Below are 21,337 nucleotides of genomic sequence, written 5' to 3' on the forward strand. Positions count from 1 at the left end.
GAGTTCCTCCGGGTAAGGCTGTCCACCAGGTAAAGGGAGAGTACGAGAAGGGTCATACCCTTTCGGGTGCGGTCACACCACGGAGAAGGACCTTGTCGGTGGCGGTGGGCCCGTGGGACCCCAGCCACACCGGGACCCCCAGGGCCTCGGCCACCGCCGCGGGCCAGTCGTCGATCCCGTCGGCGTAACGCGGCCGGGCAGCCGACAGCCGCCCGGTAAGCCTGGCCTGCCCTTCGAGGTCGCCTGCCGCGCCCACCGGCAGCTCGCCGATGTCGTACGACACGCACATCCGCGAGACCGGCGCGTCCAGGTGGGTGAGCGCGAGGGCGTCGGCCCCGCCCGTGACCGCCAGCGCGTAGCGGTGGGCCACCGCGTCGAAGTGACCGGCGCGGAAGGGCCCCTGCCAGGGACCGTTCCCGTTGTGAGCCTCGGGCAGCGTCAGCGCCGCGTCCTCGGTGACCAGCGGTCCCGGGCCGTGCCTGGGGGTATAGGTCCGCAGCACGCCCAGCCGTACGGCCGGCACCCCGTCGAGCAACTCCAGCGCGTTGGCGAAGGTCGTCGTGCTCCAGGTGGTGTACGGGTGAAAGCCGTGCCACTCGTCGAGCAGTACGCCCTGCGCCCCCTCGAAGATCACGGGCCGCCTGCGCAGCAGCGCGGTCGTGAAGGAGGAGCCGACCAGGATCACCCGTTCGGCGAACGCCCGGTAGGCGGCGACGCAGTCCTCCACGGGCGGCCCGGTCACCCCCAGTGCCTCTCGGAGCGCGTACAGCTTGCGGGTGAGCCGGGCCGGTTCCTCGCAGTCGCCCACGGTCGGCGCGAGCTCCGGGTGCTCCAGGGCGTAGGCCATGGTCTCGCCGACGCCCATCCCGCACGACCCGTGCCGGTCATCGCCGCGTGCCAGTTCCCTGGCCTGCCCCGCCGCCACGTGGTACGGCGTGGCGAGCAGGGCGTCCCGATCCACGGTGAGCAGGCGGAACGGGTCGGGAACGCCCAGCTCGCTCAGGTGGGCGGCCTCCCGGGCCAGCGAGAGCGGATCTGTGACCATGAACCTGGACAGGTGGGTGGGCACGCCTCTCAGCGTGCCCGACCCGAACTGCGCGAACGTGTGGTGCCGTCCATCGGGCAGCACGACGTTGTGGGCCGCCTGTCCGCCTCCGTTGAATCTGACCACCGCCCCGATGGGCTCGCGGGCGCAGAGCCAGTCGATGATCGTGCCTTTGCCCGCGTCGCCGTAGCCGAGGTCTGTCACGATCATGTGTTCGCGCATGTGGTTTCCTGTTCGTCGTGGCCGCCTGCCCGGCGTGTTCCTATCGCCGGGCAGGGGCCGTCTCCCTTCGTGGTGGCACTCCCCGCCGCTTTCGCGGTGGCCGCCGCACGGCGGGGAGGTCTTCAGAGCCGTGTCACGCCGCTGTCGCCGCCCAGGTCGAGACCGTCGGCGACCACGAGCGTGCCGCGGTCGAGTTTGGCGAGGGCCCTGCCCACGGCGGTCCCGGCGGTCGAACCGAGCTCGTCGAGGTCGTCCAGCCCTTCCCGCAGGTCGATGGCGTCCTCGCCGAGGCCGACGGTGAGCGCGATGGTCTCGCAGACGGCGTCGAGGTCGTCCAGCTCCAGCACGTTCTGACCGAGCAGCTCGCGCCAGGCGGCCAGCACCCGGCCGTCCCCGGCGTAGCTCGCTCCGGCCGGAAGGATGTAGTAGACGTCGTAGACCCTGGTCAGCTCGGCGACGATCTCCCTGGTCGGGATGTCCCGCCGGAGCCGATCGCCGACGACCTTCTCGACCTCGCGCCGTTTGACCTGCGGGTAGGGCAGCTCGTCGCCGATGATGAACAGGTAGCCCCTGCGGCCCCGCTTCTCGAAGCAGTCGATCGAGGTGTGCCTGGCCATGAAGTACATCGCCAGCTCGTACGACTCGCTCATCTGGCCGCCGCCCCCGCCTTCCAGCAGGACCTTGCCCAGGTGCTCGTCCATCCGGTTGTCGGATTCGAACTGGCCGACCTGCAGCGGGGCCCGGTCGCAGGTGGCGTCGCCGATCGCGCCGAAGAGGATCTGCGGGTCGGCGGCGTACCCCTTGCGGAGCATCAGCCCGAGCAGATCGGGCAGCTTGGCCTGGAGGGTGCGGGGCACCCCGCCCATCGAGCCGGTCACGTCGAACAGGACGGCCACGGCGAGGGAGTCGGGGTGTTCGGCGGAGTCGCGGCTCTCGCGGAGCGTCACCCCGCGCGGGTCGAGATCGGGGTGCGCGGAGCGGGCGCCGCCGTCGCTGTAGGCGAAGGCGCTTGAGCCCTTGGCCGCACGGTAGCTCGCGGCGGCGGAGTAGACGTCGGTGGACCAGATTCCGCTTCCCACGGGGGATCTCCTCAGATAAGGGGTGGAACGTTCTCAAAGGTGCAGCGGCCGGTACTTCCTCGGCCCGTACAGGTCGTCGAGCAGGTCGTCGAGTTCCCCCAGGAGCCGCCACGCGTCGCCCGGCGGGCTCATCAGGCTTCCCCGGACGAAGCGTCTGATCGGAGTGGGGGCGTGGCCGCCCATGAGGGCGGCCACGGAGCGGGTGGCGAGGTGGATGTCGGTGGCGGGGGTGGCGGGTTTCCTGGCCGGTACCTCCGGCGGATAGTCGTCGCGGTGCCTGGTCACCAGGGCGGTGATCGGGGTGCCGAGCGGTACCGACTGGCTCCAGTCGACGAGCACCAGGCCGTGGTCGACCGGGTGGACGAGAACGTGGTGCCCGAACACCGCGCCGTGCACGACCCCTGCCCTGTGGGCCGCGCCGACGGCCACCAGCAGCCGCCGCCAGATCCACGCCACGTCTCTCGCGTCGAGCACCGGCCGCCGCCGCCTGACCTCGTCCAGGCTGACGAACCCGCCGGGCGCCCGGCTGATCACGTTGGCCCGCCGCTCGACCCCGGCGCAGCGGTGGCGGAACGAATCCACCAGACGCGGCACGTACGGCAGGAGCAGCGGGTCGCCGTCTCGCGCGATCGTCTCCAGGGCGTCCGCCTCGCGGCGCATGAGGTCGTTGTCCGCGTGGCTGCGCGGGAGCTTGAGCAGCGTGTCCGGGCCACTCTCGTAGAGCACGGCCGAGGCGCCTCGCCGGAAGACGCTCCCGATCCGGTAGGTCCCCCGCCCGGTGGTGATCACCGTCTCCGTGGCCCGCCCCGTGGCCCGCCCCGAGGCCGCGCCGCGGGCCGCCCAGAGCTCGGCCAGCCTGGCGAACGCCTCGGCGGCCTCGGCTCCCGGCGAGAGGTCGGGGTGGAGCAGCCTCGCCAGCCTCCGGTACGCCCGGTGCGGAAGGTCCCCGCCGAACAGGTCGTCGGGAGTGCGGGCGGCGGTCACCAGCGCGATCGCCTCGGCCGTGGTGGTCATCTGATCTGCTCCTCCCCGGCGGGCCGTAGCAGGGCGGGGTGCAGGAGCCGGGCGTCGCCGGCCCGGTAGAGCTTGGCCCGGGGACCGCCCCTGGCCCCGCCGCTCTCGGTGGTCTCGCCGGTGCTCTCCACGAAACCGGGCACCGACAGGATCTTGCGGTGGAAGTTGCCCGCGTGCAGCGGCACGCCCCAGACCGTCTCGTAGACACCGCGCAGCTCGGAGATCGTGAACTTCTCGCCGGCGAACGCGGTGGCCAGCGGGGTGTACTCCAACTTGCCGCGTGCCCGCTCCAGCCCGTGCGCCAGGATGCGATCGTGGTCGAACGCGAGCTCCGGCAGCTTGTCGACCGGCTGCCAGGCGGCGTCCGCCGCGTCCGTGCCCGCCCGAGGGTCGGGCAGGTCGGGGGCGAACGCCAGGTAGGAGATCGACACGACCCTCATCCGCGGATCACGGTCGGGCGTCCCGTAGCTGGCGAGCTGCTCGATGTGGACTCGGTCCCCGAGGCCCGAGAGCCCCGTCTCCTCCGCCAGCTCCCGCGCCGCGGCCTGTGGAAGATCCTCGTCTGGCCGGATGAACCCCCCCGGCAGCGCCCACCGCCCCGCATGGGGTTGCTCGCCCCGCCTGATGAGCAGAACGCGCAACCCGCCCCCGCGAATGGTGAGCGCCACCACGTCGACGGTCACCGCCACCGCCGGGTACACCCGTGGGTCGTAACCCGCCAGAAACTCGGATTCATCCATCACATGTCCTTCTCATGTTGAGACAGTCTCAGTATGAGAATAACAAAGGCCGGTGTCAACCCGCTCGCAGACGTCACGTCCCCGGCGGCGCGGCGTGCCGCCGGGGACGGGTCCCGGGAAACGCGAAGGGCGGTCCCGTTTCGGCGGGACCGCCCTTCATGCCTGCCGCGGGAGCAGGGGGCTTGCTCAGAAGGCCTCTTCGGGCAGCTCCATCAGGTCCTGGCCGGTGGCCTCCAGCGTGCGGCGCTCGGCGGCGAGGCGGGGCAGGACGGTCTGGGCGAAGAACGAGGCCGCGGCGACCTTGCCGGTGTAGAAGGCCTGGTCGCCCTGCCCGGTCTCGGCGGAGCCCAGCGCGGCCAGAGCCACCTCGGCCTGGCGCAGCAGCAGCCAGCCGATCACCACGTCGCCCAGGGCGAGCAGGAACCGGGTGGTGTTGAGGCCGACCTTGTAGACCTCCTTCGGCGTCTCCATCGAGTTGATGGCCCAGCCGGCCATGGTGTCGGCCATGGACTTGACATCGTCGGCGGCCTCGGCGAGAAGCTTGCGCTCCTCCTTCAGGCGCCCGTTGCCGGCTTCGGAGGCGGCGAAGGCCTTCAGGTCGCCGTAGAGCGAGCCGAGGGCCGCGCCCTGGTTGCGCAGGACCTTGCGGAAGAACAGGTCCTGCCCCTGGATCGCGGTGGTGCCCTCGTAGAGGGAATCGATCTTGGCATCCCTGATGTACTGCTCGATCGGGTATTCCTGCAGGTAGCCCGAGCCGCCCAGGGTCTGCAGGGAGCGGGCGAGCAGCTCGTAGGAACGCTCCGAGCCGACGCCCTTGACCAGCGGGAGCAGCAGGTCGTTCATCGCCTCGGCGTGGCTGTCCCTGCGGCCCTCGTGCTCGGCGATCAGCACGTCGTCCTGGTAGGTGGCGGTGAGCAGGACCAGCGCCCGCATGCCCTCGGCGTACGACTTCTGGAGCATCAGCTCCCGGCGCACGTCCGGGTGGTGGGTGATGGTCACCCGCGGGGCCGACTTGTCGGCCATCCGGGTCAGGTCGGCGCCCTGTACCCGGGCCTTGGCGTACTCCAGGGCGTTCAGGTAGCCGGTGGAGAGCGTGGCGATCGCCTTGGTGCCGACCATCATCCGGGCGTGCTCGATGATCATGAACATCTGCTTGATGCCCTCGTGGACCTCGCCGATCAGCGTGCCCACGGCCGGGTGCTTGGCGCCGAAGGTGAGCTCGCAGGTCGTGGAGACCTTCAGGCCCATCTTCTTCTCGACGTTGGTGACGTAGACGCCGTTGCGCTCGCCGAGCTCGCCGGTCTCCAGATCCACGTGGTACTTCGAGACCAGGAACATCGACAGGCCCTTGGTGCCGGGGCCGTGCCCCTCGGGGCGGGCCAGCACCAGGTGGAAGATGTTGTCGCTCAGGTCGTGCTCGGCGCTGGTGATGAAGCGCTTGACGCCCTCGATGTGCCAGGTGCCGTCGTCCTGCCGTACGGCCTTTGTGCGGCCCGCGCCCACGTCGGAGCCGGCGTCCGGCTCGGTGAGCACCATGGTGGCGCCCCACTGGTTCTCGATGGCCAGCTCGGCGTAGCGCTTCTGGGCCTCGGTGCCGATCACGTGGAGCACGTGGGCGAAGGCCGGGCCGCTGGAGTACATCCAGATGGCCGGGTTCGAGCCGAGGACCATCTCGGCCAGCGCCCAGCTCACGCTGCTGGGCAGGCCGGGGCCACCCAGCTCGGCGGGGAGGCTGAGGTTGGTCCAGCCGGCGTCGCGGTAGGCGGCGAAGGACTTCTTGAAACCCTCCGGCATCGTCACCGAGCCGGTGGCGGGGTCGAAGAGCGGCGGCTTGCGGTCGCCCTCCTCGAAGGAGTCGGCGAGCACGCCGGTGGCCAGGCGGTTGACCTCGTCGAGGAGGCTCCGCACCACGTCCTCGTCCAGTTCGGCGTAGCGGCCGGTGCCCAGGATGTCCCGGCGCCCGAACACCTCGAAGAGGTTGAACTCCAGGTCACGGACATTGCTCTTGTAGTGGCCCATGGGGTCTGCTCCTTGAAACCGGGGGAACCGGAACTTTCCATACTCGCCAGTAACCTTACCGGCAATGCTACCCACCAGTAACCCCCAGAAAACCGCATCGACTGGGACGTTCGTCACGACACTCGGAGATGCCCCGCACGCGGGCCGATCGACCGGCCCCCGAAGCTCTTCTAGGCTCGCCACATGGACGAACAGTGGCGGGCCGACCTCGGGCTGTGGGCCATCCCCGAGGAGATCACGGCCAGGGCGCCGGCCGACCCCTGGGGGCACTCGCCGGCGCGGTTCGCCGAGCGCACCGACCTCGCACTCGCGACCCCCGGGGGCCCGACGTCGGCGCGGACGGCCGAGGCGCTCCCGCCGGGCGGGAGCCTGCTGGACGTCGGTGCGGGAACGGGGGCGGCCTCACTGCCGCTCGCTGCCGGCCTGAGAGAGCTGATCGCGGTCGACGTCTCCGACGCCATGCTCGCCGAGCTGGCCTCCCGGGCTCACGCCCTGGGCGTCCCCGCCCGGATTCTGCGGGGCCGCTGGCCCGACATCGCGGCCGAAACGCCGATCGCGGACGTCGCGGTCGCCGCCCACGTCGTCTACAACGTGCCGCGACTGGCCGCTTTCCTCACCGAGCTCACCGGCCATGCCCGAGGCCGGGTCGTCCTGGAGCTCACCGGGCAACACCCGATGAGCTGGCTCAATCCCCTCTGGCAGCACTTCCACGGCATCACCCGCCCGCGCAGGCCCACGGCCCACGACGTGATCGCCATCGCCGAAGGGCTCGGCTACGAGGTGCACCACGAGTGGCGCGTGGCCCCGCTGCCCCGCTTCACCCGGCTCGAAGACCTCGCCGAGAGCGCCTGCCGGAGGCTCTGCCTCGGTCGGGAGCGGGCCGACGAGGTCATCGCGGCCGTGGTCGAGCTGGACATGTGGCCGGTCCCCCGGGACCGGTGGTTCACGCTCTGGTGGGAATCAAAGTGAGATCCTGCCGCGTTCCATCAACCGAACCCTCAAAAGGAGCGTTCCCGGACGAGACGCGCCGTACCCGGTAGGCAAAGACGACGCTCCTGCATTGAAGGGGAGCCGTCATGGTCTGGGTTGTCATTCTCATCGCCGGTCTGTTCGAGGTCGCGATGGCGTACTCGCTCAAGCTGAGCAACGGATTCTCCGTGCTGCTGCCGAGCATCGGTTTCCTCGTCTTCGGCGCGATCAGCTTCGGCCTGCTCGCGTTGGGTCTGAAGACCCTGGAGGTCGGTACGGCCTACGCCGTCTGGACGGGCGTCGGAGCCGTCGGCACCGCCGTGCTGGGCATCGTCGCCCTCGGTGAGAACGCGTCGGCCCTCAAGATCGCCTCGATCCTGCTCATCGTCGCGGGCGTCGTCGGACTCAACATCGCCGGCGGCGGCCACTGACCGTACGCGTTCTTGAGCATGCCGTACGACGTGCTCGGGAGGGGCGGATACGGGTGGCCCGGCTCCGAAGGGAGTCGCCTGAAACCGGCTTGACGGTTTTGCTGGTGTCGGGTTGGCTGGGCGCATGATTGTTGTTCACTGCGTGACCTTCGACTGCGCCCAGCCGTACGAACTGGCGACCTTCTGGCGTGACGCCACCGGCGGGGAGCTCCACCCGGAGACGGAGAAGGAGGACGACGAGATCCTCCTCCAGGGGGGCGGGGTGGATCTGCTGTTCATCAAGGTTCCCGAGGGCAAGACCGTCAAGAACCGCCTTCACCTGGACCTCACCGGCTCGGCGGGGACCACCCGCGACGAGGAGGTCGAGCGCCTGCTCGGGCTCGGTGCCACGGTCTTCGAGGACAGGCGCAACCCCGACGGCACCGGCTGGGTGACGATGCTCGACCCCGAGGGCAACGAGTTCTGCGTCTGCCGCGCCGAATACGAGCGCGTCCAGCGGCCCTGAGCGGCCTGGGGCCCGGTCACTCCAGAAAGGCCCGGCCGGGTCGCGAGCCTCGGCGACCGAAGGCGACCGGCGGCTGCCGACACGAGAACCGGCCGCCCGCGGGACTCGGCGATCCCCACGAGGACGGGTGATCACCGGAAGATCGGCGATCACCCGAGGGTTCAGCGACCGCCGGGAAGCGAGGCCTGGCCGCGACCCTTGAGGGTCAGCGCCAGGACAGCCGTGATCAGATAGACCACCACCCCACCCTGCAGGGCGTCCAGCGCCGCGCTGAACACGCCCTCGCCATCGACGATGAGCTGCACCGGATACATGAGCATCGCGGCGCCGAGCGAGGGGTAGAGGGCGAACCTCCAGGGGTGGCGCAGCGCCCAGAGCCGGGCCTGCCGGGTCACCCGGTCCCCGCTGTTGGGCTTGCTGATCGAGCCGATGGCCGCGATAAGCGAGAACAGGCTGATGCCGAGCACCATCGCCCAGGTCAGATCCCCGCCACCGGTGAGTGCGCCCAGCCCGAAGCCGGTGGCGGCCACCGCGCCGCCGGTCACCGCGGCGGCCTTCCAGGGAGCGCCGTGCAGCGCCGCTCCGGCGAGGGACATCTCGTCACGTCGAGTCAGTTCGTCGTTCATGCCGTCAGCCTGCCTCCCCAGCCCCCTTGCTCACATCGGGGAGCAACCCTGATTCCTCCCCTACCCGTCAGCTCCCTCCGGTGACAGGCGGAGGCTCCCTTGGGAGGTCTCCGCGAGGGGCACGCGGGGTGCCGGGGATACGGGCGGGGCCGCTCCGGGCACCTCATGGGCTCCCGCCCCGCCGGTTGGTCACCCGGCGGCGCACGGGCCGATCTCGACCAGGTTGTCGTGATAGACGGCGCCGCGGCCCATGTCGGCGTCGCGGGCCTCCACCACGGCGTTCACGGTCGCACCCCCCGAGCTCAGCTTGCGCCAGTGCCCCTTGGTGGACGCGATCACGCCCGGCCGGACCCTCTCGCTGATCTCGACCACGGCCTCGAACTCGCCGCCGGCGTTGAACACCCGGGCCCGCTGCCCGTCGCTCAGCTCCCTCGGTACGGCGTCGGCGGGGTTGACCAGGACCCGCGGGCCCTTCGAGCGCCGCAGCAACTCGGGGTTGTTGCCGAAGATGGTGTTGAGGAAGGTGTGGGAGGCGGGGGTGATGAGCGCCAGCGGGTACGGTCCCGGCGCGGCCGAGGCGGTGCGCGGCGGGACGTAGGCAGGTCCCGCGCCGAACTCCATCCGGCCCGAGGGCGTCGGGAAGCCCTCGGTGAACGGCACGAACGGCCGCGGTACGTTGAGGCGGACCCAGCCCTCCTCGCGCAGCCGGTCGAGCGTGACGCCCTCCAGCGACGGATGGCCCGAGGAGAGCAGTTGCTCGGCCAGCTCCAGGTCGGAGTCGTACAGGGACGGCTCGGTGAGCCCCATGTGCCGAGCCAGGCGGCGGAACGTCTCGGTGGTGGACAGGCACTCGCCCGGCGGCTCGACCGCGGGTGAGTTCCACATCAGGTACATGTGCCCGTAGCCCGCGTGCAGGTCGGCGTGCTCGATCTGCATGGTGGCGGGGAGCACGATGTCGGCGTAGTCGACGGTGTCGGTCGGGAACTGCTCCATCACGACGGTGAACAGGTCATCGCGCGTCAGTTTCTCGCGGATTCGGTTCTGGTCGGAGGTGGAGCTCATCGGGTTGGCCGCGTACACCCACAGGCATTTCACCGACTCGTCCAGCTGGTCGGCCAGCCGGGTCATGGTGAGCGTGCGGACCGGCCGGGCGAGCAGGTCGTCACGGGTGTCGATGTTCAGGTGGATGTGCCCGCTGGTGGAGTACGCGATCCCGCCGCCGGGGTGGCGCCAGTCGCCGGTCACGCCGGGGATGGCGGCGATCGTGCGCATCGCGGTGCCGCCGCCTGCGTGCCGCTGCACGCCCATGGTGGCCCGGATACCGGTGGGCCGGGTGTGCGCCAGCCGCGCCCCCAGGGCCCGGATGTCGCTCTCGGGCAGCCCGGTGATCTCCGCCACGCGTGCCGGGGGGTGGCGCAGGATCTCCTCGCGGAGGTTCTCCCAGCCGCTCGTGTGGTTCTCCAGGTAGTCGCGGTCCTCGGCGCCCTCGGCGAGCACGACGTTCATCAGCCCCAGGGCGAGGGCCGCGTCGGTGCCCGGCCTGATCGGCAGGTGCTCGTCGGCCTGCTCGGCGGTGCGGGTCCGGATCGGGTCGATCGCCACCACGTGCGCCCCCGCCGCGCGGGCGTCCTGGATGAACTTCCACAGGTGGTGCCCGCTGGTCAGCGTGTTCGTGCCCCACAGCAGGATGAGCCGGGACAGGGCGAACGTCTCCGGATCCATCCCGCCCGGCGTGCCGTAGACCTGCCGCAGCCCGGAGTTGCCGGCCGACGAGCAGATGTTCGGAAAGTGCCTCGACGCGCCGAGGACGTTCCAGAACCGCCGCCCCGCCACCCCCTCGGCCCCCTGGACGTACCCCAGCGTGCCGGTGCCCATATAGGGCCAGATCGCCTCGCCGCCGTGCTCGTCGACGATGCCGCGCAGCCGTACGGAGATCTCCTCCAGGGCCTCTTCCCAGCTGATCCGCTCGAATCTGCCGGACCCCTTGGGGCCGGTCCGCCGCATCGGGTGCAGGATGCGGTCGGCCGCCCGGGTGTGCTCCAGGTAGCGGTTGACCTTCACGCAGAGTGCGCCACGGGTGTAGGGATGGTCAGGGTTGCCGCGCATCTTGACGGCCTCGCCGTCCTGGACGGTCACCACCCAGGAGCACGTGTCGGGGCAGTCAAGCGGGCACGCCCCCAGCACTCGAAGTTCGCCTGACGACATGCCCTCGACTGTAGCCGCGCCCGGAGAGCGCGGGGGTCACCGGAGAAGCCCGGGGGGCTCGTGGTGGTGGTCGTGTCCCAGCCCGCCCCCACCGGTTCCGGGTCCTCCGACCTCCGGTCCTCCTGTGGAGCCGGGGGCGACGGGATCACCGGGGAGATCGCGAGCGTACGCGTAGACGTACGCCGCCGCGGCGATCGCGGAGGCGTTCACCTCCAGCGCCCCGTCGTCGATGTTGGCGAGGGTGTCGCACGCCTGGTGGTAGCACCTGTCGTAGGGGGCCCAGGCTTTGCCGCCGAACTTCTCGGCCTCCTCGGCGCTCTTGAGGCCCTCGGCGCCGGTGAACAGCCCGCCCGCGGCGATGCCCACCTTGATGAAGGGGCCGTAGTCGGAGCGGCCGGTGAAGTCGGCCTCCTGGTGCGGCTTGCCCACGGCGTCGAAGTACGACTGGAAGAGCTTCTCGATCCGGTCGGAACCGGCAGGTGGACGTGTGTCCAGGCCCGTGTCGGAGTTGTCGCCGTCGTAGATCCCCAGGACGTAGTTCGGCGAGGCGATCATGTCGAAGTTCAGGTACAGCTTGATCTTCGCCCTCTCCGCCGCCGAGAGATGGGCCACGTAGTGGGTGGAACCGAGCAGGCCCAGCTCCTCCGCACCCCAGAAGGCGAAGCGCAGCCTGTTCCTCGTCCGCAGGTCCTTCGCCGCCAGCGCCGTCTCCAGGACGCCCGCGGTCCCGGAGCCGTTGTCGTTGATGCCGGGTCCCGCCATGACACTGTCCAGGTGGGCGCCGAGCATGACCACCCGGTCCGGGTCGCCCTGGCGGCTCTCGGCGATGACGTTGCGAGTCCTGCGGCCGGGGTCGCTCTCGGCGTCCACCGTGAGCGTCGCGGTCGTTCCCGGCGCCGACAGCTCCTTGCCTGCCGCGAAGGTGGCTCCGACGATCGGAATCTTGATGCCGGAGGTGTTGACCGAGCCTCTCAGTAGAATCCTGCGGTCGGCGAGAGCCTCACCCGGCTGCCCCTCATTGAAGACGACCACCCCGGACGCGCCGGCCGCCTGGGCCCGCTCCGCCTTGACCTGGAAGCTGCAGGAGCCACGCTGGATCAGGGCGATGTTCCCCCGGACGAACCCGTTGAAGTCACTCGCCTCGCATCCGGAGGAGGAGGTCGCGTTCGGGGCCGGCGGCAGCACCAGGTCCACTCCCTGCACCGGAGCCGTGACCTTCCCCGAGCCGGAGTACGTCATCGTCTGGAAGTCGGTGCCGGGCGCGTACGCCCTGGCCGCGGGTGACACTCGCGCCAGCACGGGAACCGCCCGCTCGTGGAAGAAGGGGATCCCGAACTCCTGCAGGGTGACCTGGTACCCGGCGGCGCGAAGTCTGTCCGCGACGTAGGAGACCGAGGCCTCGTGGCCAGGGGTGGCCGCGGCCCGGTTGCCGCCGTTGGCCGTGGCGATCTCCTGGAACCTTTCCAGGTGTCGCTTGACGGACGCGAGCTTGATCGACCGCCCGAACGCCTCCGCGCCCGGCGGCAGGGGGCTCTCCGGAGGCGGTTCCGAGGGCAGGCCGGACGGGCCGTGGATACCGGCGTCCACCGGTTCCGGTGCGGAGGTGGCGGGCCGCACCGTTCCGGGCGGGGTCGTGGCCCAGGCCGTGTTGACGACGGGCGGGATCGTGACCGAGGCGATGGTGACGGCGGCCAGCACTCTCCCGAAGGCACGTGCACTCAAGTCAGGCTCCTCTGACATCGGGGACGGCGTTACTTGAAAACAGTGGAATGGCCGCCCTCCCATGAAGGCGGTGAGAGGTGACCGCGACGGGGCGTTCTCGCTCCCCGCCCGCGGTCCTGCGGGCTGCGGGCGGGGAGCGGGAACATGACGGCCAGCCTTCCAGTCCGGCACCCGCTGAATCCAGTATTCCCGCAGGTAGGAGGGTCAATTCTCCATCTCGGACAGGTACGCTGTGTTCGCTCTGTCCCTCTTGTTGAGACCGGGATAGGTGTGCACCAGGAGTCTGTGATCTCTTCGAGCGGCAGGGCGGAGGCCGATCGTCGGTATGTTGCCCCGCCCCGCCCGCCCCGCCCGCCCCGCCCGCCCCGCCCGCCCCGCCCGCCCCGCCCGCCCCGCCCGCCCCGCCCGCCCCGCCCGCCCCGCCCGCCCCGCCCGCCCCGCCCGCCCGGACACCGGGAACCTTGTTCGCGGCGATCGACGCGGTCCAGCGGTCCGCGATCGCCTGATCCGCCCGTTCGCCGATCAGGGCGCATGCGATGTCACCATGTGGCCCGGTTTTCTGATTTCAGGCGCCAAGATGTAAGTCAGAGTGTCAAGACTGTTGGAGGCTGCCGAGACGCGCATGGCTCTGATCGCGGATACCGGGGAGAAGGTTGGTGACGCAGCTGTAATGCGGAACATGCAGAATCACTGGCGGTGACGGAAATCAAGGAGCTGGACGGAACGGCGTCCGACGACGGCACACGACCGGCGACGGACGGCGATCTAGCCGTGCGCGTCATCGAGCCGCTGCTTCCCCAGCGGATCCGCCGCCCCTCGGACCTGCTGCGGTTCCTGGCGACCCTGCTCGGGCTCGTGGCCGTGATCCTGCTCGCCCTCGTCGCCAAGAAGACCCTGAACGGCCTGGAGGGCGATGTCGCCGACGGCACCAGCCGGGCGCCGTTCCTGCTCAGCGGCGTGGCCGGGGTGTTGAGCGCCTCGGCCATGCTCGGCGTGCCCATCGCCTTCGCCATCGAACGGGTGCTGCACCGCGACGGCCTCCGGGTAGCCGAGGGGCTCTTCGCGGCCATCGCCGCGATGGTGCTCTCCTTCGTACTCGGCGAGTGGATCGTCAACGCGGGACCCGAGGACCTGAGGCTCCTGCTGACCGGTGGCAGAGCCGGGGTCGAGCCGGTCAACACGCTGCTCACCCCGATCATCGCCTACGTCACCGCGGTGCGCATATCCCGCCGCCCCACCTGGCGGGCGGCACTGTGGAGCGCGGTCGCGCTCAACGCCGTCGCCCTGTTCGCCGGGCTCGCCGCCACCATCCTCGGCATCGTCGTCTCCATCCTGGTCGGGCTGGCCGTCGGCTACGCCACCCTGTACGGCGTGGGCAGCCCCAACACGCGCCCCCCGGGCAGTGCGGTCGTCAGCGTGCTCCGCAAGCTGGGCTTCGTCCCCGTCAGGGCCCGCAGGCTTGACGACGACCACCAGAGCAGTCGCCGCTACGCCGTGGAACTCAAGAACGGCAACCGCCTCGACGTCACGGTCCTCGACCGGGACCGACAGGTCGCCGGGGTGCTCTACCGCCTCTGGCGGCGCATCCTCCTCAACTCCGAGACCCGACGCAAGGCCATCCGCTCGCTCCGCGCCGAACTGGAACGCGAAGCCCTCATGGCGTACGCCGCGCAGGCGGCGGGAGTGAGCACCCCCCGGCTCGTCGGCACCGGCGAGATCGGCACGGAGGCCGCGCTGCTCGCCTACGAGCACATCCCCACCCGCGCGCTCGACGACATCCCCGACGAGGAGATCGACGACAACCTGCTCGCCCAGATCTGGGAGCAGGTCCTGCTCCTGCAGGTCCAGCGGCTCGCCCACCGGCGGCTGACCGGCGACAGCATCCATGTCGACCGCGATGGCCGGGTCGTCCTCACAGACGCCCGGAGCGGTGAGATCGCCGCCGGTGACCTGCTGCTCCGCCTGGACATCGCCCAGCTGCTCACCTACCTCAGCCTGCGCGTCGGCGCCCAGCGGGCGGTCAACGCCGCCGCTGCCGGGGCCGGTCCGGGCCTGCTCGCCGACGCGCTCCCACTGCTTCAGCGGATCGCGCTGATCCGCGAGACCAGGGCCGCACTCAACAAGAACAAGGGACTGCTCACCGAGATCCGCGAGCGGATCGTCGAGCTCACGCCCAGGGCCGAGGCCGAGGAGGTGCGCCTGGAGCGCTTCCGCCCCAGGACCCTGATCACCATCATCGGCACCGCGTTCGCCGCGTACTTCCTGGTCTACTACCTGACCCAGATCAACCTCAACATGATCACATCGGCCAAGTGGAGCTGGACCGGCGTGGCACTGGTCGCCGCGATGATGAGCTACGTCGCCGCAGCCCTCATGCTGATGGGCTTCGTGCCGGAGAAACTGCCTCTCCGCCGTACCGTGCTCGTCCAGTTCGCCGGGTCGTTCGTCAAGCTCGTCGCGCCCGCCGCGGTGAGCGGGGTCGCGATCAACACCCGCTACCTGCAGAAACGCGGCATCCCTCTGGGGCAGGCGGTGGCCAGCGTTGGTGCCTCCCAGCTCATCGGGCTGGCATTCCACATCGCGCTGCTCCTGCTGTTCGCCTACATCACCGGTTCCGGCACCGCCTCGTCGTTCACCCCGTCGCGCACGCTCGTGCTGACGCTGCTGGCCGTGGCCGTGGTGGTGCTGGTCATCGTGGGCGTGCCGCGCCTGCGTCGCATGATCACCACGAGGCTCCGCTCGCTGTTCTCCGGCGTCATCCCGCGCCTGCTCGACGTCCTCCAGTCGCCCCGGAAGATCATTGAGGGCTTCAGCGGCACCCTGATGCTCACCCTGTTCTTCGTGCTCTGCCTGGACGCCTGCGTCCGCGCCTTCGGCGGCTCCCTCAACTTCGCCACCGTCGCCATCGTCTTTCTCGCGGGCAACGCCATCGGCTCGGCAGCCCCCACCCCCGGCGGCCTCGGCGCCGTCGAACTGTCCCTGTCGGTCGGCCTGACCCTCTCCGGCCTGCCCGGTGAGGTGGCGACCTCAGCCGTGCTGCTGTTCCGGCTGCTGACCTTCTGGCTGCCGGTCCTGCCCGGCTGGGCCTCGTTCGCGTACCTTCAGCGGCACCAAGCGCTCTAGGCCCTGTCCCGTGAGGTGCTCTCGTCCGGGGACCGCCGACACCGGCGGTCCCCGGAGGGACGGGGGTCAGGCCTCGCTCGACCTGGCCCAGAGGTTGATGCCCGCGTCGACCGCGTCCCTGTCGATCGCCTCAAGCTCCGCGGCGTCGAACGACGTGTTCTCCACGGCCGCGAGACTGTCCTCCAACTGCTCCACACTGCTCGCGCCGATCAGCACCGACGTGACGCGCCTGTCGCGCAGCGCCCATGCCAGTGCCATCTGCGCCAGCGACTGGCCACGCCTGCCCGCGATCTCGTTCAGGGTGCGGATGTGCCGCATCGTCTCCTCGGTGAGCATCCCCGGGGTGAGGAAGCGTCCCAGCGAGGCCCGCGACCCCTCGGGGATCCCGTTCAGGTAGCGGTTGGTCAGCATGCCCTGCGCCAGCGGGGAGAACGCGATACAGCCCACGCCCTCCTCCTCCAGGACGTCGAGCAGCCCACCCTCGATCCACCGGTTCAGCATCGAGTACGAGGGCTGATGGATCAGCAGCGGCGTGCCCATCTCCCGCAGGAGCCGCGCGGCCTCCGCGGTGCGCTCGGGCGAGTAGGACGAGATGCCCGCGTACAGCGCCCTGCCCGACCGGACCGCGTGGTCCAGCGCGCCCATCGTCTCCTCCAGCGGAGTGTCCGGGTCGAAGCGGTGGCTGTAGAAGATGTCGACGTAGTCGAGCCCCATCCGCTCCAGCGACCTGTCCAGGCTGGACAGCAGGTATTTGCGCGATCCCCACTCGCCGTAGGGGCCGGGCCACATGTCGTAGCCCGCCTTGGTGGAGATGACCAGCTCGTCCCGGTACGGTGTGAAGTCCTCGCGGAAGTGCCGGCCGAAGTTGGTCTCCGCGGACCCGGGCGGCGGACCGTAGTTGTTGGCCAGGTCGAAGTGGGTCATCCCCAGGTCGAAGGCCCTGCGCAGGATGGCCCGCTGGGTCTCGAAGGGCTTGTCGTCACCGAAGTTGTGCCAGAGCCCCAGCGAGACGGCGGGCAGCTTGAGCCCGCTCTTACCGACCCTGTTGTACGGCCGGCGTCCGTGGTATCTGTCATCTGCCGCGATGTATGTCACTGTGTCACCTTGGCTGTGTCGAGAATCCAGGAGAGGGTGAAGGCCTCCTCACGCCAGGAGTCGTACCGGCCGCTGCGGCCGCCGTGTCCGGCACCCATCTCCGTCTTGAGCAGGAACGGCCCGCCGTCCGCGACGTCGCGGAGCTTCGCGACCCACTTGGCGGGCTCGTGGTAGAAGACCCGGGTGTCGTTGAGGCTGGTGATCGCCAGAATCGGCGGGTAGACCCGGCCGTCCACGTTCTCGTACGGCGTGTACGACTTCATGTACGCGTACACCTCGGGGTTGTGCAGCGGGTCGCCCCACTCGTCCCACTCGATCACGGTCAGCGGCAGCGAGGGATCGAGGATCGTGTTCAGCGCGTCCACGAACGGCACCTCCGCCACCACGCCCGCGAAGGTCCCGGGCGCGAGGTTGGCGACCGCGCCCATCAGCAGCCCGCCCGCCGATCCGCCCCTGGCGACGATCGCGCTCGACCAGCCGGCGGCCGAGAGGTGCTCTGCGGCGGCGACGAAGTCGGTGAAGGTGTTCTTCTTCTTCTGGAACTTGCCGTCCTCGTACCAGTGGCGGCCCATCTCACCGCCGCCTCTGACGTGCGCCATGGCGAAGACGAAGCCCCGGTCGAGCAGGCTGAGCCTCGCGATGGAGAACGAGGGGTCGATCGAGATCTCGTAGCTGCCGTAGCCGTACAGCACCGCGGGGGCCGGCCGCTCCGTGCCCTTTCTCATCACGATCGAGATCGGGACGCGGGTGCCGTCGGAGGCGGTCGCCCACTCGCGGAACTGCTCGTAGTCGGCGGGGTCGTAGCCGCCGAGCACGACCTTCTGCTTCAGCAGGACCAGCTCGCGCGCCGCCAGGTCGTAGTCGTAGACCGAAGGCGGGGTGACCATGCTGGTGTAGCCGAGCCGCAGCCGCCCCGTGACGAACTCCGGGTTGCCCGACGGGGCCACGTCGTAGATCGGCTCGGGGAAGGAGATCTCGTACGCCTCCCCGGCACGGGGCAGGATGCGGATGCCGGTGAGCCCGTCTCGGCGGAAGTGCACGACGGTGTGGCCCTCGAAGGCGTCGACGTCGAGCAGCCGGGTGTCGGCGCGGTGCTCGATCAGCGGCGTCCAGTCGCCGGGGGCGTCGAGTGGCGCGATGGCCAGCTCGAAGTTCTCCGCGTTCCGGTTGTGCAGAACCAGGAAGTGGTCGCCCGCGTGGTCGACCCCGTACTCGACGCCGGTCTCCCGGGGCCGGACGACGCGGAACTCGCCGGTGGGGTCGTCGGCCTCAAGGACGCGCACCTCGCTGGTGATCTTGCTTCCGGCGGAGAGGACCAGGTAGCGCTCACTGCGGCTGAGCCCGATGCCGACCCAGAACCGCTCGTCGGCCTCCTCATGGACGAGCGTGTCGTCCTTGGCGGGGCTGCCGATCGTGTGCCGGTGCACCTGGTTGGGCCGCCAGGCCTCGTCGACGGTCGTGTAGAAGAACGTCGTGCCGTCGGCCGACCAGGCGCCGCCGTAGAAGATGCCGGGGATCTCGTCGGGGAGGGTCTCGCCGGTGGCGAGGTTCTTCACCTTCAGGGTGAAGCGCTCGTCGCCGGTGAAGTTGGTGGAGTAGGCCAGCAGGGTGCCGTCGGAACTGACCGAGCTGGTACCGATCGAGAAGAAGCCGGAGTCTCCGGCGAGCTCGTTGCCGTCGAGCAGGACCTCCTCACCGGGAAGCGACTCGCCGGCTTTCAACTCGGGCGGGGTCTCGCCGTCCGCCGCCACCCGGCACTGGATGCCGTACTGCTTGCCCTCCTCGGTCCGCGAGTAGTACCACCAGCCGCCCTTGCGGGTGGGGACCGAGAGGTCGGTCTCAAGGGTGCGCCCCTTGATCTCCTGGAAGAGCGTCTCCTGCAGGGGCTTGAGGTGGGCGGTCGCCTCCTGCGTGTAGGCGTTCTCCGCCTCCAGGTAGGCGACTACCTCCGGGTCGTCCTTGACCGTCAGCCACGCGTAGTCATCGACCACGGTGTCCCCGTGGTGCACGCGCTCGCTGGGAACCTTCTTCGCCGTCGGCGGCGTCTGGCTGCTCACCCAGTCGAGTCTATGTTTCCGCCGGTCCCCGTTCGGATCGCTCGCCCGGTCGGGCGAGTGGTCTCGATCCACCTCTGCCTGCTGCGGCTTGCCTCGGGCTGCTCGCGAGCCGGACTCGTCTCCTCCGGCCGGCCCGAGGGTTCCCTGTACGGGGTTCACCGTTACGTTCCGAGCGGTCTTGGAAGACTGCTAATCTTTTGAAGTCGGCAGGGTCCGGCGCAAACCACTCTAATCACTCCGGTGACTTCCGTATGGCTTGTGTCGTGTCCGCCGACAATCCCTTTGAAACCCAACGGTTCCAGAGTCCGGTTCGCAGAGCCGCTCAGGTGCTGGTAAGTTTGAGGGGTTGCCCCGGAAACGGGGTCGTCGAATTCCAGCAAGACCTGCAAGATCAAGTCAATCGCTTCAAAACGAGCCGGTTTGACACGGAAAAGCGGGCCTGAAAGAATAACGGCACAACGAAAGAACAGAATAAAACGAACCGCCCCTGGTTCTCCGATCGAGTCCGGTCGGGACGACGGTGTACGCGTCCGTTTCTTGAGAACTCAACAGTGTGTTAAAAGCCAGTGCATGAAGCACAACCCTGTCCGACCTGCCCTTTGGGGTGGGAGGACGGATTCCTTTGGTTGAACATCCATCATGTGAGATGGGTGCTTTCAGCCGGGAGCAACTGTTCAGACATTGTTTGGAGAGTTTGATCCTGGCTCAGGACGAACGCTGGCGGCGTGCTTAACACATGCAAGTCGAGCGGAAAGGCCCTTCGGGGTACTCGAGCGGCGAACGGGTGAGTAACACGTGAGTAACCTGCCCCTGACTCTGGGATAAGCCCGGGAAACTGGGTCTAATACCGGATACGACACCTCCCGGCATCGGGTGGGTGTGGAAAGTTTTTCGGTTGGGGATGGACTCGCGGCCTATCAGCTTGTTGGTGGGGTAACGGCCTACCAAGGCGACGACGGGTAGCCGGCCTGAGAGGGCGACCGGCCACACTGGGACTGAGACACGGCCCAGACTCCTACGGGAGGCAGCAGTGGGGAATATTGCGCAATGGGCGAAAGCCTGACGCAGCGACGCCGCGTGGGGGATGACGGCCTTCGGGTTGTAAACCTCTTTCAGCAGGGACGAAGTTGACGTGTACCTGCAGAAGAAGCGCCGGCTAACTACGTGCCAGCAGCCGCGGTAATACGTAGGGCGCAAGCGTTGTCCGGAATTATTGGGCGTAAAGAGCTCGTAGGTGGCTTGTCACGTCGGGTGTGAAAGCTTGGGGCTTAACTCCAGGTCTGCATTCGATACGGGCTGGCTAGAGGTAGGTAGGGGAGAACGGAATTCCTGGTGTAGCGGTGAAATGCGCAGATATCAGGAGGAACACCGGTGGCGAAGGCGGTTCTCTGGGCCTTACCTGACGCTGAGGAGCGAAAGCGTGGGGAGCGAACAGGATTAGATACCCTGGTAGTCCACGCTGTAAACGTTGGGCGCTAGGTGTGGGGACCTTCCACGGTTTCCGCGCCGTAGCTAACGCATTAAGCGCCCCGCCTGGGGAGTACGGCCGCAAGGCTAAAACTCAAAGGAATTGACGGGGGCCCGCACAAGCGGCGGAGCATGTTGCTTAATTCGACGCAACGCGAAGAACCTTACCAAGGCTTGACATCGCCCGGAAACACTCAGAGATGGGTGCCTCTTCGGACTGGGTGACAGGTGGTGCATGGCTGTCGTCAGCTCGTGTCGTGAGATGTTGGGTTAAGTCCCGCAACGAGCGCAACCCTTGTTCAATGTTGCCAGCACGCTCCTTCGGGGGTGGTGGGGACTCATTGGAGACTGCCGGGGTCAACTCGGAGGAAGGTGGGGATGACGTCAAGTCATCATGCCCCTTATGTCTTGGGCTGCAAACATGCTACAATGGCCGGTACAGAGGGTTGCGATACCGTGAGGTGGAGCGAATCCCTAAAAGCCGGTCTCAGTTCGGATTGGGGTCTGCAACTCGACCCCATGAAGTCGGAGTCGCTAGTAATCGCAGATCAGCAACGCTGCGGTGAATACGTTCCCGGGCCTTGTACACACCGCCCGTCACGTCACGAAAGTCGGCAACACCCGAAGCCCGTGGCCCAACCAGCTTGTCTGGGGGGAGCGGTCGAAGGTGGGGCTGGCGATTGGGACGAAGTCGTAACAAGGTAGCCGTACCGGAAGGTGCGGCTGGATCACCTCCTTTCTAAGGAGCATCGGCTGCGGTCGTCTTCGGGTGGTCGTGGTTCAGGTCGTGTCTGCAGGCGTATGTTCTGCACACGGCGCGCTCATTAGTGGAGCGCTGGCTATTCGGTTCGGCGGGATCGCTGATCGGTTAGTACCGCCTTGGTTCTTCGGAGCCGGGGAGTGGGAACGGCGGTTGCGGGGTTTCGCTGGGGTGAACACACTGTTGGGTCCTGAGGAAACGGACTTTGAGGTGGGCCCGCTTGCGGCGGGCTTGCTGTCTGTTTGGGCCTCATGCGGG

14 protein-coding genes, 1 rRNA gene and 1 riboswitch are annotated in these 21,337 nt (G+C 68.9%); of the genes, 5 read left to right on the plus strand and 10 right to left on the minus strand.

All coding sequences use genetic code 11. The features are described 5' to 3' along the window. Positions 1-52: 52 nt before the first annotated feature. The 5 genes from OIE13_RS33250 to OIE13_RS33270 form a co-directional block, all read right to left on the minus strand. Positions 53-1,267 (minus strand): adenylosuccinate synthetase, encoded by a 1,215-nt coding sequence (locus OIE13_RS33250; protein ID WP_326645586.1) that lies wholly within the window; start codon positions 1,265-1,267, stop codon positions 53-55. A gap of 122 nt (positions 1,268-1,389) precedes the next feature. After that, on the minus strand, positions 1,390-2,346 hold the full coding sequence (locus OIE13_RS33255; protein WP_326645584.1) for a hypothetical protein: 957 nt from the start codon (positions 2,344-2,346) through the stop codon (positions 1,390-1,392). Between the two features lie 33 nt (positions 2,347-2,379). Next, complete coding sequence (locus tag OIE13_RS33260) at positions 2,380-3,360, minus strand: lipopolysaccharide kinase InaA family protein (protein WP_326645583.1); 981 nt, start codon at positions 3,358-3,360, stop codon at positions 2,380-2,382. Continuing rightward, complete coding sequence (locus tag OIE13_RS33265) at positions 3,357-4,100, minus strand: NUDIX hydrolase (RefSeq protein WP_326645582.1); 744 nt, start codon at positions 4,098-4,100, stop codon at positions 3,357-3,359. The genes OIE13_RS33260 and OIE13_RS33265 overlap by 4 nt, the downstream gene beginning before the upstream one ends. 186 nt (positions 4,101-4,286) lie before the next feature. Next, positions 4,287-6,119: an acyl-CoA dehydrogenase gene (locus tag OIE13_RS33270; protein ID WP_326645581.1), complete on the minus strand. Its 1,833-nt coding sequence runs from the start codon at positions 6,117-6,119 to the stop codon at positions 4,287-4,289. Between the two features lie 183 nt (positions 6,120-6,302). Between OIE13_RS33270 and OIE13_RS33275 the strand changes: the two genes are divergently transcribed. From OIE13_RS33275 to OIE13_RS33285, 3 genes are all read left to right on the plus strand, one after another. Next, on the plus strand, positions 6,303-7,088 hold the full coding sequence (locus OIE13_RS33275; RefSeq protein WP_326645579.1) for a class I SAM-dependent methyltransferase: 786 nt from the start codon (positions 6,303-6,305) through the stop codon (positions 7,086-7,088). 21 nt (positions 7,089-7,109) lie between these two features. Continuing rightward, a riboswitch (guanidine-III (ykkC-III) riboswitch) is annotated at positions 7,110-7,175 on the plus strand. 20 nt (positions 7,176-7,195) lie between these two features. After that, positions 7,196-7,519 carry a DMT family transporter gene (locus OIE13_RS33280; RefSeq protein ID WP_326645578.1) on the plus strand — a complete coding sequence of 108 codons (324 nt, stop codon included), beginning with the start codon at positions 7,196-7,198 and terminating at the stop codon, positions 7,517-7,519. A gap of 124 nt (positions 7,520-7,643) precedes the next feature. After that, positions 7,644-8,024, plus strand: coding sequence for a VOC family protein (locus OIE13_RS33285; protein WP_326645576.1), 381 nt, complete (start codon positions 7,644-7,646; stop codon positions 8,022-8,024). A gap of 161 nt (positions 8,025-8,185) precedes the next feature. Here the strand turns inward: OIE13_RS33285 and OIE13_RS33290 are convergent, their stop codons facing one another. The 3 genes from OIE13_RS33290 to OIE13_RS33300 form a co-directional block, all read right to left on the minus strand. After that, positions 8,186-8,650 (minus strand): hypothetical protein, encoded by a 465-nt coding sequence (locus tag OIE13_RS33290; protein ID WP_326645575.1) that lies wholly within the window; start codon positions 8,648-8,650, stop codon positions 8,186-8,188. A 189-nt stretch (positions 8,651-8,839) separates the two neighbouring features. Next, on the minus strand, positions 8,840-10,855 hold the full coding sequence (locus OIE13_RS33295; protein ID WP_326829197.1) for a molybdopterin-containing oxidoreductase family protein: 2,016 nt from the start codon (positions 10,853-10,855) through the stop codon (positions 8,840-8,842). A 36-nt stretch (positions 10,856-10,891) separates the two neighbouring features. Beyond that, positions 10,892-12,577, minus strand: coding sequence for a M28 family metallopeptidase (locus OIE13_RS33300; protein ID WP_326645572.1), 1,686 nt, complete (start codon positions 12,575-12,577; stop codon positions 10,892-10,894). 696 nt (positions 12,578-13,273) lie between these two features. Here OIE13_RS33300 and OIE13_RS33305 point away from each other — a divergent pair. Continuing rightward, positions 13,274-15,700 (plus strand): lysylphosphatidylglycerol synthase transmembrane domain-containing protein, encoded by a 2,427-nt coding sequence (locus tag OIE13_RS33305; protein WP_326645570.1) that lies wholly within the window; start codon positions 13,274-13,276, stop codon positions 15,698-15,700. 66 nt (positions 15,701-15,766) lie between these two features. Here the strand turns inward: OIE13_RS33305 and mgrA are convergent, their stop codons facing one another. Both mgrA and OIE13_RS33315 read right to left on the minus strand, forming a co-directional pair. Then, complete coding sequence (gene mgrA, locus OIE13_RS33310) at positions 15,767-16,795, minus strand: L-glyceraldehyde 3-phosphate reductase (RefSeq protein WP_326645567.1); 1,029 nt, start codon at positions 16,793-16,795, stop codon at positions 15,767-15,769. Continuing rightward, the gene (locus OIE13_RS33315; RefSeq protein ID WP_326645565.1) at positions 16,792-18,852 is read right to left on the minus strand and encodes a S9 family peptidase; all 2,061 of its coding nucleotides are present in this window, start codon (positions 18,850-18,852) and stop codon (positions 16,792-16,794) included. Before OIE13_RS33315 ends, mgrA begins: the two co-directional genes overlap by 4 nt. Before the next feature lie 682 nt (positions 18,853-19,534). Between OIE13_RS33315 and OIE13_RS33320 the strand changes: the two genes are divergently transcribed. After that, positions 19,535-21,058: ribosomal RNA gene (locus OIE13_RS33320) — 16S ribosomal RNA — on the plus strand. Positions 21,059-21,337 lie beyond the last annotated feature (279 nt).

The organism is Streptosporangium sp. NBC_01810 (genome assembly GCF_035917355.1).
Classification (GTDB): domain Bacteria; phylum Actinomycetota; class Actinomycetes; order Streptosporangiales; family Streptosporangiaceae; genus Streptosporangium.

Excerpts from the sequence above, each read along its gene's own strand:
- OIE13_RS33250 (WP_326645586.1), bottom strand. The coding sequence starts at position 1,267 with ATGCGCGAACACATGATCGTGACAGACCTCGGCTACGGCGACGCGGGC.
- OIE13_RS33260 (WP_326645583.1), bottom strand. The coding sequence starts at position 3,360 with ATGACCACCACGGCCGAGGCGATCGCGCTGGTGACCGCCGCCCGCACT.
- OIE13_RS33265 (WP_326645582.1), bottom strand. The coding sequence starts at position 4,100 with ATGGATGAATCCGAGTTTCTGGCGGGTTACGACCCACGGGTGTACCCG.
- OIE13_RS33270 (WP_326645581.1), bottom strand. The coding sequence starts at position 6,119 with ATGGGCCACTACAAGAGCAATGTCCGTGACCTGGAGTTCAACCTCTTC.
- OIE13_RS33275 (WP_326645579.1), top strand. The coding sequence starts at position 6,303 with ATGGACGAACAGTGGCGGGCCGACCTCGGGCTGTGGGCCATCCCCGAG.
- OIE13_RS33280 (WP_326645578.1), top strand. The coding sequence starts at position 7,196 with ATGGTCTGGGTTGTCATTCTCATCGCCGGTCTGTTCGAGGTCGCGATG.
- OIE13_RS33285 (WP_326645576.1), top strand. The coding sequence starts at position 7,644 with ATGATTGTTGTTCACTGCGTGACCTTCGACTGCGCCCAGCCGTACGAA.
- OIE13_RS33290 (WP_326645575.1), bottom strand. The coding sequence starts at position 8,650 with ATGAACGACGAACTGACTCGACGTGACGAGATGTCCCTCGCCGGAGCG.
- OIE13_RS33295 (WP_326829197.1), bottom strand. The coding sequence starts at position 10,855 with ATGTCGTCAGGCGAACTTCGAGTGCTGGGGGCGTGCCCGCTTGACTGC.